Genomic DNA, 17536 nt, shown 5'->3' with positions numbered 1-17536 from the left:
CGGGCACGCCCGCTGGCACGTGAACAAGTTCAATAGCGCCGTTGTGAGGTACCTGTGGTAGCGACCGGGGCCCGCAAAGAGGCTGGCGCAGCCACAACAAGGCGCAAAAGGCTGGCACAATGTCCGCCATTCGCCGCTTCCGGAGCCCCCTTGATGAGCGAGAGCGCATTTGCCGAGCGCATCGTGCACAACCTGCTCGACACCGACTTCTACAAACTTACGATGATGCAGGGCGTGTTGCACAACTACCCGGACGCCGACGTCGAATGGGAATTCCGCTGCCGCAACGGCGAAGACCTTCGCCCCTATCTCGGCGAGATCCGCAACCAGCTGGAAAAGCTCAGCGACCTTACCCTGGACGACGGCCAGCTGGCCTTTCTCGAACGCATCAGCTTCCTCAAACCCGACTTCCTGCGCTTTCTGCGCCTGTTCCGCTTCAACCTGCGTTACGTGCGCCTGGGGATAGAAGACAACCAGCTGTTCCTGCGCCTGAAAGGCCCGTGGCTGCATGTGATCCTTTTCGAAGTGCCGCTGCTGGCGATGATCAGCGAAGTGCGCAACCGCCACCTGCACCCTCGCATGCGTCTGGCCGAAGCGCGCGACCAGCTATACCGCAAGTTCGACTGGCTGCGCGCACATGCCAGCGCCGATGAACTGGCCGAGCTGCAAGTGGCCGACTTCGGCACCCGCCGACGCTTTTCCAGCCGCGTGCAGGAAGAGGTGGTGCGCGTGCTGCGCGACGACTTCCCGGCCCGTTTCGTCGGCACCAGCAACGTCGACCTGGCATGGAAACTGGATATCAAGCCGCTGGGCACCATGGCCCATGAATGGATCATGGCCCACCAGCAACTCGGCCCGCGCCTGATCGACAGCCAGATCGCCGCGCTGGACTGCTGGGTGCGCGAGTACCGTGGCCTGCTCGGCATCGCCCTGACCGACTGCATCACCATGGATGCCTTCCTCGGTGATTTCGACCTGTACTTCGCCAAGCTGTTCGACGGTTTGCGGCATGACTCCGGCGAACCAGTGGCCTGGGCAGAAAAGGCCATCGCTCATTACCAGAAACTGGGGATCGACCCGATGACCAAGACCCTGGTGTTCTCCGACGGTCTCAACCTGACCCGTTCTCTGGAAATCTTCCGCGCGCTGCGCGGTCGCATCAACGTGAGCTTTGGCATCGGCACCAACCTCACCTGCGACATCCCGGGCGTGGCGCCGATGAGCATCGTGCTTAAAATGACCGACTGCAATGGCGCGCCAGTGGCGAAGATTTCCGATGAAGCCGCCAAGACCCAATGCCGCGACGACAACTTCGTCGCCTATATGCGCCACGTATTCAAAGTCCCCAGCAAGGAGTAACCCATGCAAGCGGTTCAGCAAGAGATTGCCCAGGCGCTGAAGGTTCAGCCGCCGTTCGCCGACGCCGCCGCGCTCGACGCCGAAGTGGCCCGGCGCGTGGCGTTTATAAAGGATTGCCTGGCCAATGCCCGGCTCAAGACCCTGGTGCTGGGCATCAGCGGCGGCGTCGACTCGCTGGCCGCCGCCCTGCTCGCCCAACGTGCCATCAACGAGCTGCGTGCCGAGACCGGTGACAAGGCCTATACCTTCATCGCGGTGCGCCTGCCTTACCATGTCCAGCATGACGAGCATGACGCCCAGGCCTGCCTGGAAGTGATCAAGGCCGATGAAGTACACACCATCGATATCGCCCCGGCGGTAAAAGCCCTGGCTGGCGAAGTAGAGGAACTGAAGAACGGTTCGCCGACCTTGGTGGATTTCGTCGTCGGTAACGTCAAGGCGCGCACCCGCATGGTCGCCCAGTACACCTTGGCCGGTGCACGCGGGGGCCTGGTGATCGGTACCGACCACGCTGCCGAAGCGGTGATGGGCTTCTTTACCAAGTTCGGTGATGGGGCCTGCGACCTGGCGCCGCTGAGCGGGCTGGTGAAAAACCAGGTACGGGCGATTGCGCGCAGCTTTGGTGCGCCGGAATCACTGGTGGAGAAGGTGCCGACTGCGGACCTGGAAGACCTGGCCCCGGGCAAGCCGGACGAAGCCTCACATGGCGTGACCTACCAGCAGATCGATGCCTTCCTGCATGGGCAGCCGGTTGACCAGGAAGCGTTCGACATCATCGTCGCCACCTACCGCAAGACCCAGCACAAGCGCGAACTGCCGTTCGCCCCTTGATCAGGCTGTAGAAAGACCTGTGGGAGCGGGTTCACCCGCGAATACGATGGTAAAGCCACCGACGCATTCGCGGGTGAACCCGCTCCCACAGGGTTCACCGTCAGGCTTTGATTACTTGACGACGACCTTGCCCTTCATCATCGAGATGTGGCCCGGGAAGGTGCAGAAGAAGCTGTAGTCGCCACCGGCTTCCAGTTTGCTGGTGTCGAACTTCACTTCGGTTTCTTTTTCAGGCGCGCCGATCATCTTGGTGTGGGCGATGATCGCGGCGTTGTCTGCCTTGATGTAGTCCTTGTCCAGGCCTTGGCTCATGCCTTCGGTGGCAATCCCCTGCATGTCGGCAGTCTTGCTGATTACCAGGTTGTGACCCATGACGTTCTTCGCCAGGCTACCGGAGTGGGTGAGTTTGACAGTGAATTCCTTGCAGCTCTTGTCGACGGTGATTTCCTTGGTGTTGTAGGACATCTGGTCGGTCGAGTCGACAGTCACCGAGCACTCGGCTGCGAAGACAGAGGCGCTGGCGAGGGTCAGCAGGGATACCGCTACAGCTTTCGCAAACATCATGAATCTCCTTGGCAGGGTTTTATCAATTGCGAGACTGCCTGAAACCGTTGCGCCCCTTGCTGATGTGGGTCAAGGGGCTGTCAAGCGGCCGGCTAGTAGAATTGTTCAATCGATTGTATACAACCAATTCAAGAGCACATCATGCCCTTTTACTGGACGATGGGACAACCTCTCATTTAGGAGCAATACGAAATGACCCTTGGTAGCCTGATGAACAGCCTGCTTGCGGCCTACGCCCATGGCGCGACGGGTGCGATCTGCGAATTCTCCCGTCCGGAGTGAAACCTGCCCTGGATTGTAGGGCATGGGCTTACATCGGGCGATGCTGCTGGCGCAGCAGCCCGATGAATTACTGGACGCAATGGCACGGATCCAGTCGCCGGCGCTGCCAACATGGGTGCAACACGAACCGGGCCTGGGCAATTGCATGAATAACTAACACACCAAGCCGGCTGACCATTGCTGAACTTGAAGCACCACCAGCTTCAGGTTTCAGCCATGAACACTATCACGCCTCCCTTCACTCCACCCTACGCCGCGTGGAACACCCCGAGACTCGACAATATCGCACGCCTGCGCGAGTACTGTACGACACTACAGTCGCCGGATGACTTCAGCAGGCAGCAATGGGCCGTAAACGCACTCGGGCAGATAGGCCAGCCCATACCTACCTCGGCAACGGCGCTGCAGGCGTTGCACGTGCACCTGATCAAGCTGCAGGAACTGCTGCTCGACCACCTCATCCGCCATAGTGCCGAGGCTCACCCACTGTTGAGCATCGACCAGAACCGACTGATTGTGGCCGAGATGGTCACAGCGTTCGAACCGGGCGAGGGCATTCTGTTCGATACCATTTTTGAAGCCTGGGCCAAGGAAGCGAATATTCAAGACAGGTTCCACCAGCCGGCTACGTTGCTGGCCGATGCCGAACAAGCGCCGTGCATGCGCAATCTCGTGGCCCGCGTCCAGAAAACCTTGCAGTGGTTGGGCTCGGACGCCAGCGAACCCCAGTCCCCTATTCTTTGGCTGAAACTGTTGCGCCACTGCCTGGCCTTGGCCCTGGACCCGGACAACAACCTGCTGGGCTTCAATTTCACCGATGCCAACCATGCAGGCATGACCATCGACGAGATTTTCAGCGCGCTGGACCAGCATCTGCTCAGCGCTGGTTCACTGACATATCGTGGCCACCTGCCGCTTGCGCGCTATCTGCTCATGCCCCGTTTCCCGGCAGCATTCCAGATCAGCGACCTGCCGGGCGAGATGGTTTATCGCAGCAGTGCATGGTGGGTTCATTTCCAGAGTGCCGTGAACCTCAGCGAGCTGCTCAGTCCAGGCGACACACGACGCAGGTCCAGTACTGAAATCCTGTTGCTGCCCAACACGTTGAAAAAGCGTCATCCGGATGACTTTGTCACCCTGTACGAGAGCGCGACCGCGCAGCCAGTGCTGGAATGGGCAATGGCCAACGGCAAGATTTCCTTCTCACCGACAGAGACGTTCAGTGACGCCGATGTGAAGCAGGCGCATGTCGACTTCAATGCTTACCAGGCACAGTTGATCGGCAGCAATACCGCGCTTGCCACCCCCATGCCTGTGCGTTTCGAGATGGCCAAGGCCGAATTACTCAAGTATGGCGTCGCCCCGGACACACCGTGCTATCCGACGGAGCCCATCAAAGGCGCCGGAGGCTTTGTCACTTGGGACCGAAACCGCTCTCGTCCGGCCTGGGAGGTCTATACCTCCGGCGATTTCGCGACCTGGAACCCATTGAACAGCCGAAGCCTGGGATCACTCGGCCTGCCGGACATCAGCGCCAAGTTCGAGAAGGATTTCGACACATGGCTCGCCAGTTTTGAAACTGCGCTGAAGTGGCAGCTCACGGAGCTGCTCGCCCAGTTGCCCGTCTCAGAGCGCCATTTCATTGACCAGGCTGAGCTTGAACTGTTTCAGGTGAGGGTGGCGAGTGGGCGAACGGTCAGCTATGACGAGACAGCTGGCACCAGCCACCTGGTCGGTCGCGCCGGGTTGCTGCTACGTGTGGTCAAGGCAGGCAAGCGGCGTTGCTACGAAGTGTTCCCACTGGCGGGGGAAATTATTCGGCGTGGCGAGTTCGAATTCAGTGAAGGGGGCCAGATCCACTATCCCGCGCCGTTCCACGGCAACCCGTTAGGCTCGAACAGCCACCCTGGCTGGCACTCAGGCACTCGCCAGGCGCTGGACTGGGATGCCTATGAGGGCTTGGCACTGCCGCGAAGCGGGCAGAAATCCAGCGTCATCATCCAACGTATCGCTCACATCCCGGGCAGCCGCTATTCCTTCCAGCACCTGCTCGAACGTTTCGCCTTCCTGGCCTGCAAAACTCACTTCCTGGCAAACACAGCCAGCCTTCGTCAGCAGGCCAAGGGTATGTCCGACAGTGAGGCGCCAAATCGGCTATACACCTTGCTCAAGGCGTTCATCCCATTCTGGAAGCCCGTCGAGGACATCATCCAGGGAGTCAGGGAAGACCGGCCCGGGCTGATACGTCATGGCATCGGAACCAGCCTGCTGGACCTGATCACGATTGGAACGCCTTTGAGACAAATTGGCTCCCTCAGCCGTGTCGCCCTGCAGCAACTGCACACCGTTGCCTTGCGTACCATCATCATCCGCTCCAACTCCGGCGTTCGTGCAGCCTATATCAGCGCACGCCTGGCCGTGCCCGCCCTCACGCGCTCATTCACTCGACTGTCGGTCGTCGCCAGCCACAACATCGCAGGCGTGGTCATCCCGTTTTATGGACTGGTATACCTGTCGGCCAGCGCTGGGCCGAAAATCCTGCGCTTGACGGCAAGCGCACTTCGTCAACTGCGTACCGCCGTAAAAACCGTCAGGAAAACATTGGACAGGGTGAAGAACTACAGTGCCGGCATGACGCGGGTAAAACCCACCCTTGCAGGCGATTACCCGGGAAAACAGCCTGGTTACCAATTACGCCGCGTAGAACAGCAACCCAGGGTTGTCACCCAATGGGTGCACTCAGGCCACGAGAGCGCCTCTGCCCGTTATCTGGTCGACCTTCACACAGCCAGGCCCTACGGGCCAAGGCTCGTGGAAATCGATGATTTCGGCAGCCTGAGCCTGAGGCCGCCCGAAGTGCTGCCGATCGATGGCAGTGGCGCAACAGCGCAGATCGTCGATTCATTGCCAGATCTGTCCAAGCAGTGGGTACGCTGGGGGGACGATCTCTTTCTGGAGTCCAACGACTTGTTATACAAACGGGTCGACATGCAACTACAGCGAGTAGACCCCGCCTCGCTACAAATTCAGAAACCGCTGGCGAACCTGTCCCACTGTCGCCGCCTGCGCGGGGGACGTCGCAGGACTGTCTGCCTAATTGGCAGCGAAACGTTTCCCCGCGAGCATACTTCAGGCCGTGATGTCGTGCCGTGGTTCGACAAACGGACAGTACAAACGCGCAACCACAAGTACGTTCACGACCGCAAGCTATGGCAGCTTCAAAACTCGACACCGGTACCGATAAAAACGGCGCTAGGCTATGACCAGTACAAACCCACCCTCGAAGTAGAGGTACTCGGCGGCAACGAGGTGTTCAAGGCAATCAAGATCCGGGGCGGTATTTACACAGGTTTCAGCGAAAGCCACACGCTCTCTGCGGTGCTCGCCCCCCGCCGCTCGGATGGCGTCACATTCCTGGTGACCCGTGTTGACCCCGGCGTTTACTACAGCGGACGCTGGAGCCCGGGCGATGGCGCGGTAACGCTTGCGAAGTTCCGCCCAAACCGCCCCATCCCGGCATCCCCCGGTGAGAACGACACTCTCGCCTTGATCTACGCTGGCAGTTACGACGCCCATGTGAAGATCCTTCCGCTGAGCGCGGAAAAACTGAACGCGCAGCTCGCGAAAGTCACCCAACACCTGGCGAATTATCGTGGCCTGCCTCAGTTCGATGCGTTCATGAGCAACCATTTCGACATGGGCACCACGGCGGCACAGGCTGCGCTGTTTTGCCACTTCACTCAACTGCGCCTGAACTGCAGCCCAGTCATGGAGCACGGTCAGCCAAAGCACAGCCCACTCGGACCTTAGTGACATTGCCACCCAGCTCAATCGGATTCTCAGCCCGCGGCGACACTACGACATCGACCTGATAACCCAACCCGCAGTCGTCAGGGCCATTGCCAATCAACAGAACCTGGCTTACCTGAAAGTCACCTTCAATACCACGCCCGCCACATCCACGGTGTATTTCAGCGTGTCGGGACAAGCAGGCAGAGGGTTCGAAACGAAGCTTACGCGGTTCATCAAAGGGGCGGGCTCGCCAAGCTTTTCCGCCTGGCGAAGAGAGGGCAATGTCGCGGTCAGCCCGGACGGTACTCGCTATATCGATGCGCAACCGACCCGCGGGGAGCTGAGAAGGCGCAAGCCCTCATTTGCGCTTCCCGATACGTCGACGCCGTGGAAGTTCATCGAAAGCAGGCCGAACCCCAGGATGCGTGATTCGGAAAACCACATTCTGGAAAGGCTCAAGACCGAAGGGATCGACTTCGAGACCATCAGTTCAGCAACCTTGTACTCGAAACTGCCCGTCTGCCCCTCGTGCACCGAAGTGCTGTTCAAGTTGCAGAGCCTGATGCGCAACGGCAACCTCCGGGTGTTCGAAGGCTTGCCGAATACGCACTGAACCATTGATCAGCGCGGGATCACGGGCTGGCGCGGCTTCTTGCCCTTGCCGCCCTTGCCCGCTTCCTTGCGCTCCTTGGCCGCCTGCTGGTTACGTGCAAACGCCTCGGCCTTGGCCTTCTCGCGCTTGTCCCATGGCTTGCTGCCATCGCTGCCGCGCGGCGGCAGGCCGGTGTGCTGGGTGAGGATCTTCTGCTCCTTGCCCACCTTGTGGCTACCTGCCGGGGTCGAGTTCTTGCGGCGCGCGCTCTGGTAGCTGTCGGTCTGCGGCTGGTGCAGCGGGATCAGCTGGTGCTTGCCCGGCCCGATCAGGTCGGCGCGGCCCATGCGCTGCAACGCTTCACGCAACATCGGCCAGCCTTTCGGGTCGTGGTAGCGCAGAAATGCCTTGTGCAGGCGGCGCTGCTCCTCGCTCTTGACGATCTCCACGCCTTCGCTTTTGTAGGTCACCTTGCGCAGCGGGTTCTTGCCCGAGTGGTACATGGCCGTGGCCGAGGCCATCGGCGACGGATAGAAAGCCTGCACCTGGTCGGCGCGGAAGCCGTTGCTCTTCAGCCACAGCGCCAGGTTCATCATGTCTTCGTCGGTGGTGCCCGGGTGCGCGGCGATGAAATACGGGATCAGGTATTGCTCCTTGCCCGCCTCTTTCGAGAACTTCTCGAACATGCGCTTGAAGCGGTCATAGGTACCGATGCCCGGTTTCATCATCTTGTCCAGAGGGCCACGCTCGGTGTGCTCCGGGGCAATCTTCAGGTAACCGCCGACGTGGTGGGTGACCAGTTCCTTGACATACTCCGGCGACTCCACGGCCAGGTCGTAGCGCAGGCCCGAGGCGATCAGGATCTTCTTCACCCCCGGCAGGGCACGTGCCTTGCGGTACAGCTCGATCAGCGAGCTGTGGTCGGTGTTGAGGTTCTCGCAGATGCCCGGGAACACGCACGACGGCTTGCGGCAGTGCTTCTCGATGTCAGGACTTTTGCAGGCGATGCGGTACATGTTGGCGGTCGGGCCGCCCAGGTCGGAAACCACGCCGGTGAAGCCCGGCACCTTGTCGCGCATCTCCTCGATCTCGTGCAGGATCGACTCGTGCGAACGGTTCTGGATGATGCGGCCTTCGTGCTCGGTGATCGAGCAGAAGGTGCAGCCACCGAAGCAGCCGCGCATGATGTTCACCGAGAAACGGATCATCTCGTAGGCCGGGATGCGCTCCTTGCCATAGGCCGGGTGCGGCACGCGAGCGTACGGCATGCCGAACACGTAGTCCATTTCCTCGGTGGTCATGGGAATGGGTGGCGGGTTGAACCACACATCCACTTCGCCATGCTTTTGCACCAGGGCGCGGGCGTTGCCGGGGTTGGTTTCCAGGTGCAGAACACGGTTGGCGTGGGCATACAGCACCGGGTCGTTACGCACCTTCTCGAACGACGGCAGGCGGATAACCGACTTGTCGCGGGTCATGCGCGGGCTGTCGAGAATCTGCACCACCTTGGCTTCGTTCGGGTCTTCCACCTCGCCCTTGGCCTGCTCGATGGCGCAGGCCTGGGTGTCCTGGGTGTTCACGTACGGGTTGATGATCTTGTCCACGCGGCCCGGGCGGTCGATGCGCGTGGAATCGATCTCGTACCAGCCTGCGGGAGTATCGCGGCGCACGAAGGCAGTACCGCGCACGTCGGTGATGCTTTCGATCTTCTCGCCGCTGGCCAGGCGCTGAGCCACTTCAACCACTGCGCGCTCGGCGTTGCCGAACAACAGGATGTCGGCGCTGGCGTCGATCAGGATCGAATGGCGCACCTTGTCCTGCCAGTAATCATAGTGGGCGATCCGGCGCAGCGACGCTTCGATGCCGCCCAGCACGATCGGCACGTGCTTGTAGGCTTCCTTGCAGCGCTGGCTGTAGACCAGGCTGGCGCGGTCCGGGCGCTTGCCGGCCAGGCCGCCGGGGGTGTAGGCGTCGTCGGAACGGATCTTCTTGTCCGCGGTGTAGCGGTTGATCATCGAGTCCATGTTGCCCGCAGCCACGCCGAAGAACAGGTTCGGCTCGCCGAGCTTCATGAAGTCGTCTTTCGACTGCCAGTTCGGCTGGGCGATGATGCCCACGCGGAAGCCTTGGGCCTCCAACAGGCGGCCGATGATGGCCATGCCGAACGATGGGTGGTCGACGTAGGCATCGCCGGTCACGATGATGATGTCGCAGGAATCCCAGCCGAGCAGATCCATCTCCTCCCTGCTCATGGGCAGGAAAGGTGCTGGCCCGAAACATTCGGCCCAGTACTTGGGATAGTCGTAGAGTGGTTTGGCTGCTTGCATGTCAGTGACCGGTTCTGGTGTGCAGGAAAATCGCGGGCGCGGAATATAGCACAAATTTTGACCAAATCCGACGATGGTTGTCGGATTCATGCATACCGATAAACAACGCCGCTCCTGCACCCGCCCGTTATTCGTCGTCGTCGAAGTTGTACATGCCCGGCGCAAGGTTCTCGAAGCGGGTGTACTTGCCGATGAACGCCAGGCGCACGAAGCCGATGGGGCCGTTACGCTGCTTACCGATGATGATTTCCGCCACGCCCTTGTGCTCGGTCTCGGGGTGATACACCTCGTCGCGGTAGACGAACATGATCACGTCGGCGTCTTGCTCGATCGCACCGGATTCACGCAAGTCGGAGTTCACCGGGCGTTTGTTCGGCCGCTGTTCCAGGGAGCGGTTCAGCTGCGACAGGGCAATCACCGGGCAGTTGAACTCCTTGGCCAGGGCCTTGAGCGAGCGGGAAATCTCGGAGATTTCGTTGGTACGGTTGTCACCGGCCGAACCAGGGATCTGCATCAGCTGCAGGTAGTCGACCATGATCATGGCGATTTCGCCGTGTTCACGAGCCAGGCGCCGGGTGCGCGCGCGCATTTCCGAAGGGCTGATACCGGCGGTGTCGTCGATGAACAGCTTGCGGTCGTTGAGCAGGTTCACGGCCGAGGTCAGGCGCGGCCAGTCGTCATCGTCCAGCTGGCCGGAACGCACTTTGGTCTGGTCGATACGGCCCAGCGAGGAGAGCATACGCATGATCAGCGATTCACCTGGCATCTCGAGCGAGAACACCAGCACCGCCTTGTCGGTACGCAGTACGGCGTTTTCCACCAGGTTCATGGCGAACGTGGTCTTGCCCATCGACGGACGGCCGGCAACGATGATCAGGTCGGCCGGCTGCAGGCCGCTGGTTTTCTCGTCGAGGTCGGTGAAGCCGGTGGAAACACCGGTGATGTCGCTGTCGGAGTTGAACAGCGTATCGATACGGTCGATGGCCATGGTCAACAGTTCGTTGACCCCTACCGGGCCGCCGGTTTTCGGCCGCGCCTCGGCGATCTGGAAGATCTGCCGCTCGGCATCGTCGAGAATCTCTTCGGCATTGCGCCCTTGCGGGTTGAATGCGTTGTCGGCGATATCGGTACTGATGCTGATCAGCTGACGCAGGGTGGCACGCTCGCGAATGATCGCGGCGTAGGCCTTGATGTTGGCCACCGACGGGGTGTTCTTCGCCAGTTCGGCCAGGTAGGCCAGGCCACCGACTTGCGAGGACAACCCTTCCTTGTCGAGCTGCTCATGCAGCGTGACCACGTCGAAGGGCTGGTTGGCGTCCGCCAGCTTGTGCACCGCACGGAAGATCAGGCGGTGGTCATGCCGGTAGAAATCTCCGTCCGATACCTGGTCCAGTACCCGCTCCCAGGCGTTGTTATCCAGCATCAGGCCACCGAGCACGGCCTGTTCGGCCTCGATGGAATGCGGCGGCACCTTCAGGGCTGCGGTTTGCAGGTCAAGCTGTTCGGGGGTGGTGATCTCGTTCATGGCCACGAAAGAATTCTTGAGGATGAAAAAGACAAAGGGCACGGCCTGTCGAAAACAGGACCGTGCCCGATGTTAACCGCCCGGCTCACGAGGAGCCAGCCAGTCAGCGCAGCTTAGGCAGCTACGACGACCACACGTACGGTGGCTTCAACGTCGCTGTGCAGGTGCACGGCTACGTCGTATTCGCCAACCTGACGGATGGTGCCGTTCGGCAGACGAACTTCAGCCTTGGCCACTTCAACGCCGGAGGCGGTCAGGGCGTCAGCGATGTCGTGGGTGCCGATCGAACCGAACAGCTTGCCTTCGTCGCCAGCGGTGGCAGTGATGGTCACTTCCAGCTCGGCCAGTTGGGCAGCGCGGCTTTCAGCCGAAGCTTTCTTGTCAGCGGCTGCTTTTTCCAGCTCGGCACGACGCTCTTCGAACGCAGCCAGGTTGGCGGCGTTGGCAACGGTGGCCTTGCCGAATGGCAGCAGGAAGTTACGGCCGTAACCAGCCTTAACCTTTACTTTGTCGCCCAGGTTGCCCAGGTTAGCGACTTTTTCCAGCAGGATCAGTTCCATTTGGTAAAACCTCTTAACTTTTAACCTTCACCGTTCGCGGAGTCATTCCCCTTGGGGGACTTGCGACCGCGAAAATCAATCAGGCTGTCGACAATGGCCAAGACCACCAGCAACGGATACATCAGCTGCATGATCAGCGGCAACGTCACGTACATCCCCACCAGCCAGAAACCGGCCAGTCGGCCCTGCGCCACCAGCCCATGCATCAAGGCGATGCCGGCCAGCACCAGTACCAGGCTCGAGGCCGATGCCAGGACGATGAACTGCGGCCCGATGAACGGGGCCACCACCATCACTGCCACCAAGACCGCCATGGTCTGTTTCGGCAACTTCAGGGCGCGAAACTCGCGTCCGAAGCCTCCAGGGTTGTACAACGCTGCCTGCCAGTAGCGCGCCAGCACCAGGGCCAACACGCTGAACAATTGCACCGTCACTGCTGTGGAAGCGACCAGCACAGGGCGGATCAGCTCACCGGAAAGCACCGGTTGCCCTTCGATTTTCGGCATGGCTTCGGCAAACGCCTTGGCCAACCCGTCGAAGGTTTGCGCCAGCGCCAGATCGAGCACGAGGCTGAAAGCCACGGCGAACACGGCACTGACCACCAACACCCGGCTCCAGGGATGCTCGGCGCGCAGCAGCGCAGCCAGGCCCAGGGCACCCGCGATCACCAGGAAGGTGATCGGATCGCCCATGCCCCACACGGCCAGCCCGGCCAGCAGGCCGCCGGCGATGACCGTAGTAGCATCCTTGAACCCACGCCGCAGCAGCACCAGGCTGCCGGCAGCGGCACTCAACCAGAACAGCAGCGGCAATACCGCACTGATGACCACCACCAGGGTGGCCTGCACACGACCGCGCATGATGAAACTTGCTAACGCTCGCATGCTAATCCCTTACTGCTTGTCGACGACCCGGTCTCAGCGGCCGTGGCTGTCGGTGTAGGGCAGCAGGGCCAGGAAGCGGGCGCGCTTGATAGCGGTAGCCAGCTGACGCTGATAACGAGCTTTGGTACCGGTGATACGGCTTGGAACGATCTTGCCGGTTTCGGATACGTAAGCTTTCAGGGTGTTGAGATCTTTGAAGTCGATCTCTTTCACGTCTTCAGCAGTGAAGCGGCAGAATTTACGACGACGGAAGAAACGTGCCATTTAATAGGCTCCTCTAAAGGTCCGTGGATTACTCGTCAGCGTTATCGCTGGAGTCGCTGTCATTGCTGTCGTCGCCGTCGGCGGATTCAGCATGCTCAGGACGCTCACGACGCTCACGGCGCTCGCTGCGGTTTTCTTCAGCCTTCAGCATCTCGGACTGGCCGGTAACGGCTTCGTCGCGACGGATGACCAGGTTACGGATAACGGCATCGTTGTAGCGGAAGTTGTCTTCCAGCTCGGCCAGGGCCTTGCCGGTGCACTCAACGTTCAGCATCACGTAGTGAGCCTTGTGAACATTGTTGATTGCGTAGGCCAGCTGACGACGGCCCCAGTCTTCCAGGCGGTGGATCTTGCCACCATCTTCTTCGATCAGCTTGGTGTAACGCTCAACCATGCCGCCGACTTGCTCGCTCTGGTCCGGGTGAACCAGGAAGATGATTTCGTAATGACGCATGAATGCTCCTTACGGGTTAGTAGTCTGCCAGTGGATCTGGTCAGACAAGGAGTGAATGACACTGGTGTGTCTTGCCAGGGAGTAGAGGCACATGCGCACCTGCCAGCTCGGCAAGGGGCGCAATTGTAGAGAAGGCGGGACACACAAGCAAGGAAATTGGCGATTATTTGAACAGCCGGAAACACTTTGCCCCCGCACGGGCTTCTTCGCGAGTTTACCTGCGAAGAAGCCGGCGCCGGCCAAGGATCAGCGTTTGGCCTGACGCTGGCGCACGGCCTCGAACAGGCAGACCCCGGTCGCCACCGAGACGTTCAGGCTGCTGACGCTACCGGCCATGGGCAGCTTCACCAGGAAATCGCAATGTTCACGGGTCAGCCGGCGCATACCCTTGCCTTCCGCCCCCATGATCATCACCAGGGGCCCGGTCAGGTCCTGCTGGTAGATCTCCTGCTCGGCTTCACCAGCAGTACCGACCACCCACAGGCCACGCTGCTGCAACTTCTCCAGGGTGCGCGCCAGGTTGGTCACGGCCACCAGCGGGATCACTTCCGCCGCACCGCAAGCCACCTTGCGCACCACCGGGGTCAGGGTTGCAGACTTGTCCTTGGGCACGATCACCGCCGTGGCACCGGCCGCATCGGCGGTACGCAGGCAGGCACCCAGGTTATGCGGGTCGGTGACGCCGTCGAGCACCAGGATCAGCGGCGGCGTTTCGCTGCGCTCGAGCAGCTCCTCGAGCATCAACTCGCCCCACACCTGGCTCGGGCTCACCTCGGCAACCACGCCCTGGTGCACGCCTTCGACCCAGGCATCCAGCTCACGACGCTCGGCCTGGCCAACCGCCACGCGGTTTTCTGCGGCCAGCGCCAGCAACGCCTGGATGCGCGGCTCGCTGCGCCCCTCCGACAGCCAGATCTGCTTGACCCGCTTCGGATGGTGTTGCAGCAACGCCTGCACGGCGTGCACGCCGTAGATCTTTTCCAACTGACTCATGACTTGTTCTTGCTCTTGCGTGGTGCGCCGGACTTCGGCGGGCCTTTTCGGTGCTTGGTCGGCTTGCCAGAGGACTTGCCACCCTTGTCCGACTTGCTGCCGGCATGGCCGCTGCTACGCGCCTCGCTCATCAGCGCCTTCTTCATTTCCCGGCTCTTGCGCACTTCGGCGTTACGCTGCACGGCGTCTTTCGGGAAGTATGCCTCGGCAGTCTCGCTCTTGCGGCTGCGTGGCTTGGGCGTGGCCTTGGCCTCGACCGGTGCCGGCTCGCCCTGGCCGGCAGCCGGCGCGGCGCCACGCTGCTTGCGGCCGATCGGCGCGGCAAGGGTGTTTTCCGACACTTCGAAGTCGATCTTGCGCTCATCGAGGTCGACGCGCATCACCTTGACTTCGATCGTGTCACCCAGGCGGAAGCTGCGTCCTGTGCGTTCGCCGGACAGGCGGTGGTGCACCGGATCGAAGTGGTAGTAGTCACCCGGCAGCGCACTCACGTGCACCAGGCCTTCTACATAGATGTCGGTCAGCTCGACGAACAGGCCGAACCCGGTCACTGCGGTGATCACGCCCGGGAAGGTCTCGCCCACGCGGTCTTTCATGAACTCGCACTTGAGCCAGTTGACCACGTCACGGGTGGCTTCGTCGGCCCGGCGTTCGGTCATCGAGCACTGCTCGCCGAGTTGCTCGAGCGTATTCTCGTCGTACGGGTAGATACGTGCCTTGGGAATGCTCATGGCACCGGCACGCTTGACGTGCGGTGTATCGACCCGGGAGCGGATGATGCTGCGGATGGCGCGGTGCACCAGCAGGTCCGGATAACGGCGAATGGGCGAGGTAAAGTGGGTGTACGCCTCGTAGTTCAGCCCGAAGTGGCCGTTGTTTTCGGTGCTGTATACCGCCTGGCTCAGCGAGCGCAGCATCACGGTCTGGATCAGGTGGTAGTCCGGACGCCCGGCGATGCTTGCCAGCAGGGCCTGGTAATCCTTCGGCGACGGGTCCTTGCCCTTGTGCAAGGTCAGGCCCAGCTCGCCGAGGAAGGCGCGCAGCTTTTCCAGCCGCTCCGGCGGCGGGCCGTCGTGCACGCGGTACAACGCAGGCACGCCATGCTTCTGCAGGAATTCGGCGGTAGCCACGTTCGCCGCCAGCATGCACTCCTCGATCAGCTTGTGGGCGTCGTTGCGCACGGTCGGGCGGATTTCCGCGATCTTGCGCTCGTCGCCGAAGATGATGCGGGTTTCCTGGGTTTCGAAGTCGATCGCACCACGGGTGTGGCGTGCGGCCACCAGTACCTTGTACAGGTTGTACAGGTTCTTCAGGTCCGGCACCACTGCCTTGTACTCCTCGCGCAACGCCTTGCCCTCACGGGTGCGGGAGTGCTCGAGCATGCTGCTGACCTTGTTGTAGGTCAGGCGGGCGTGGGAGTGGATGACACCTTCGTAGAACTGGTAGTCGACCATCTGGCCGGCCTTGTTCATGGTCATTTCACAGACCATGGCCAGACGATCGACATGCGGGTTCAGCGAGCACAGGCCGTTGGACAGCTCCTCGGGGAGCATCGGCACCACGCGCTCGGGGAAGTATACCGAGTTACCGCGCTGCTGCGCCTCGACGTCCAGGGCCGAACCCAGGCGCACATAGCTGGACACATCGGCGATCGCCACATACAGGCGCCAGCCGCCGGAGAACAGCCGCAGCTTGCCCAGCGGCTCGCAATACACGGCGTCGTCGAAGTCGCGGGCATCCTCGCCGTCAATGGTGACGAACGGCAGGTGGCGCAGGTCGACCCGCTTCTCCTTGTCCTTCTCTTCGACTTCGGAGCGGAACTTGCGCGCTTCCTTGATCACTTCCTTGGGCCAGACGTGCGGGATGTCGTAGCTGCGCAGGGCCACGTCGATTTCCATGCCCGGCGCCATGTAGTTGCCGATGACTTCGACAACGTCGCCTTGCGGCTGGAAGCGCGGGGTTGGCCAGTGGGTGATCCTGATTTCGACGAACTGGCCGATCTTCGCCCCACCATTGCGCCCGGCGGTCACCAGCACTTCCTGCTGGATCTTGGGGTTGTCCGGGGTCACGTAGCCAATGCCGCCTTCTTCGAAGTAACGGCCGACCACGCTTTCGTGGGCACGGGAAATGATCTCGACCAGCACGCCTTCGCGCCGGCCACGGCGGTCGACACCAGACACGCGGGCCAGGCCGCGGTCACCGTCGAACACCAGGCGCATCTGCGCCGGGCTGAGGAACAGGTCTTCGCTGCCGTCATCCGGGATCAGGAAGCCGAAGCCGTCACGGTGGCCAGAGACGCGGCCGCAGATCAGGTCCAGCTTGTCTACCGGGGCATAAGTGCCGCGCCGGGTATAGATAAGCTGGCCGTCACGCTCCATGGCACGCAGGCGGCGGCGCAGGGCTTCGATCTGGTCTTCGTCATGAAGACCGAACTCGGCCGCCAGCTCCTCGCGCGCGGCCGGTTCGCCGCGGTCGGCGAGGCGCTGCAGGATCAGCTCACGGCTGGGAATGGGGTTGTCGTATTTTTCCGCTTCGCGAGCGGCCTCGGGATCGAGGGATTGCCAATCGGCCATCAGAAGGGGTTCACCTTGGGGTATATAGATAGGAATTCTGGCATAGGCGTATTGAAACCGGAAATGTCAGGCTTGGACAGCCCCACCGGCACCTCGTGCGGACAGGAATAGGCCTGCGGAATCAACAAGTTGAATTTTTTGAAATTTTTTTTGCTCAGGGGGTTTACAGCCCCCCGGACCGTCCGTATAGTGCGCACCACAACGACGGACAACCCCGAAGTTGTAGTAGAGATGAACGACGCTGTAAAGCATCTTTTAATCTCGAATGTGTGCCCAGGTGGCGGAATTGGTAGACGCGCTGGTTTCAGGTATCAGTGGCTTAACGGCCGTGGAAGTTCGAGTCTTCTCCTGGGCACCAAATATTTTCAAGTAACAGATGACCAAGGATCTGTTACTACTGTGTGAAAGCGAACGATAGTCGCCTTCTGCAGATGATGTAAAGCTTTGCCCAGGTGGCGGAATTGGTAGACGCGCTGGTTTCAGGTATCAGTGACTTAACGGTCGTGGAAGTTCGAGTCTTCTCCTGGGCACCATAC

General features: G+C 61.0%; 13 protein-coding genes and 2 tRNA genes. 6 read left to right on the top strand and 9 right to left on the bottom strand.

All coding sequences use genetic code 11. The features are described from left to right. The first annotated feature begins 153 nt into the window (after nt 1–153). Both pncB and nadE read left to right on the top strand, forming a co-directional pair. The gene (gene pncB, locus ACVWZT_RS11620) at nt 154–1359 is read left to right on the top strand and encodes a nicotinate phosphoribosyltransferase (protein ID WP_296233927.1); all 1206 of its coding nucleotides are present in this window, start codon (nt 154–156) and stop codon (nt 1357–1359) included. A gap of 3 nt (nt 1360–1362) precedes the next feature. Continuing rightward, on the top strand, nt 1363–2190 hold the full coding sequence (nadE, locus tag ACVWZT_RS11615) for an ammonia-dependent NAD(+) synthetase (RefSeq protein ID WP_296233925.1): 828 nt from the start codon (nt 1363–1365) through the stop codon (nt 2188–2190). Nucleotides 2191–2301: 111 nt separating this feature from the next. On the opposite strand, the gene azu is transcribed toward nadE, so the two are convergent. Next, the gene (azu, locus tag ACVWZT_RS11610; protein ID WP_289133704.1) at nt 2302–2751 is read right to left on the bottom strand and encodes an azurin; all 450 of its coding nucleotides are present in this window, start codon (nt 2749–2751) and stop codon (nt 2302–2304) included. Between the two features lie 501 nt (nt 2752–3252). Here azu and ACVWZT_RS11605 point away from each other — a divergent pair. Together ACVWZT_RS11605 and ACVWZT_RS11600 are read left to right on the top strand one after the other, a co-directional pair. After that, entirely contained in the window at nt 3253–6846 is a 3594-nt protein-coding gene (locus ACVWZT_RS11605; protein ID WP_457469418.1) for a hypothetical protein, read from the top strand. 166 nt (nt 6847–7012) lie between these two features. Next, nucleotides 7013–7441, top strand: coding sequence for a hypothetical protein (locus ACVWZT_RS11600; RefSeq protein WP_457469417.1), 429 nt, complete (start codon nt 7013–7015; stop codon nt 7439–7441). Between the two features lie 8 nt (nt 7442–7449). Here the strand turns inward: ACVWZT_RS11600 and ACVWZT_RS11595 are convergent, their stop codons facing one another. The 8 genes from ACVWZT_RS11595 to rnr form a co-directional block, all read right to left on the bottom strand. After that, a complete protein-coding gene (locus tag ACVWZT_RS11595; protein WP_457469415.1) occupies nt 7450–9747 on the bottom strand; it encodes a YgiQ family radical SAM protein in 2298 nt (765 codons plus the stop codon). A gap of 127 nt (nt 9748–9874) precedes the next feature. Next, the gene (gene dnaB / locus ACVWZT_RS11590; protein WP_170033000.1) at nt 9875–11272 is read right to left on the bottom strand and encodes a replicative DNA helicase; all 1398 of its coding nucleotides are present in this window, start codon (nt 11270–11272) and stop codon (nt 9875–9877) included. A gap of 113 nt (nt 11273–11385) precedes the next feature. Beyond that, on the bottom strand, nt 11386–11832 hold the full coding sequence (gene rplI / locus ACVWZT_RS11585; protein WP_003249568.1) for a 50S ribosomal protein L9: 447 nt from the start codon (nt 11830–11832) through the stop codon (nt 11386–11388). A 20-nt stretch (nt 11833–11852) separates the two neighbouring features. After that, entirely contained in the window at nt 11853–12716 is an 864-nt protein-coding gene (locus ACVWZT_RS11580) for a hypothetical protein (RefSeq protein WP_457469413.1), read from the bottom strand. 33 nt (nt 12717–12749) lie between these two features. Continuing rightward, nucleotides 12750–12980, bottom strand: a complete 231-nt coding sequence (gene rpsR, locus ACVWZT_RS11575) for a 30S ribosomal protein S18 (protein ID WP_003249563.1) — start codon at nt 12978–12980, stop codon at nt 12750–12752. 28 nt (nt 12981–13008) lie between these two features. Next, a complete protein-coding gene (gene rpsF / locus ACVWZT_RS11570) occupies nt 13009–13434 on the bottom strand; it encodes a 30S ribosomal protein S6 (RefSeq protein ID WP_013974420.1) in 426 nt (141 codons plus the stop codon). A 246-nt stretch (nt 13435–13680) separates the two neighbouring features. Beyond that, nucleotides 13681–14427, bottom strand: coding sequence for a 23S rRNA (guanosine(2251)-2'-O)-methyltransferase RlmB (gene rlmB / locus ACVWZT_RS11565; RefSeq protein ID WP_170033004.1), 747 nt, complete (start codon nt 14425–14427; stop codon nt 13681–13683). Next, nucleotides 14424–17000 carry a ribonuclease R gene (gene rnr / locus ACVWZT_RS11560; RefSeq protein ID WP_296233913.1) on the bottom strand — a complete coding sequence of 859 codons (2577 nt, stop codon included), beginning with the start codon at nt 16998–17000 and terminating at the stop codon, nt 14424–14426. Before rnr ends, rlmB begins: the two co-directional genes overlap by 4 nt. 271 nt (nt 17001–17271) lie before the next feature. Between rnr and ACVWZT_RS11555 the strand changes: the two genes are divergently transcribed. Further along, nucleotides 17272–17358: transfer RNA gene (locus tag ACVWZT_RS11555), tRNA-Leu, on the top strand. Between the two features lie 88 nt (nt 17359–17446). Further along, nucleotides 17447–17533: transfer RNA gene (locus ACVWZT_RS11550), tRNA-Leu, on the top strand. Nucleotides 17534–17536: the final 3 nt, after the last annotated feature.

Source organism: Pseudomonas sp. TE21394 (assembly GCF_054057835.1).
The sequence above is the reverse complement of the archived record's forward strand: the minus strand, read 5'-3'. Positions and strand labels throughout refer to the sequence as shown.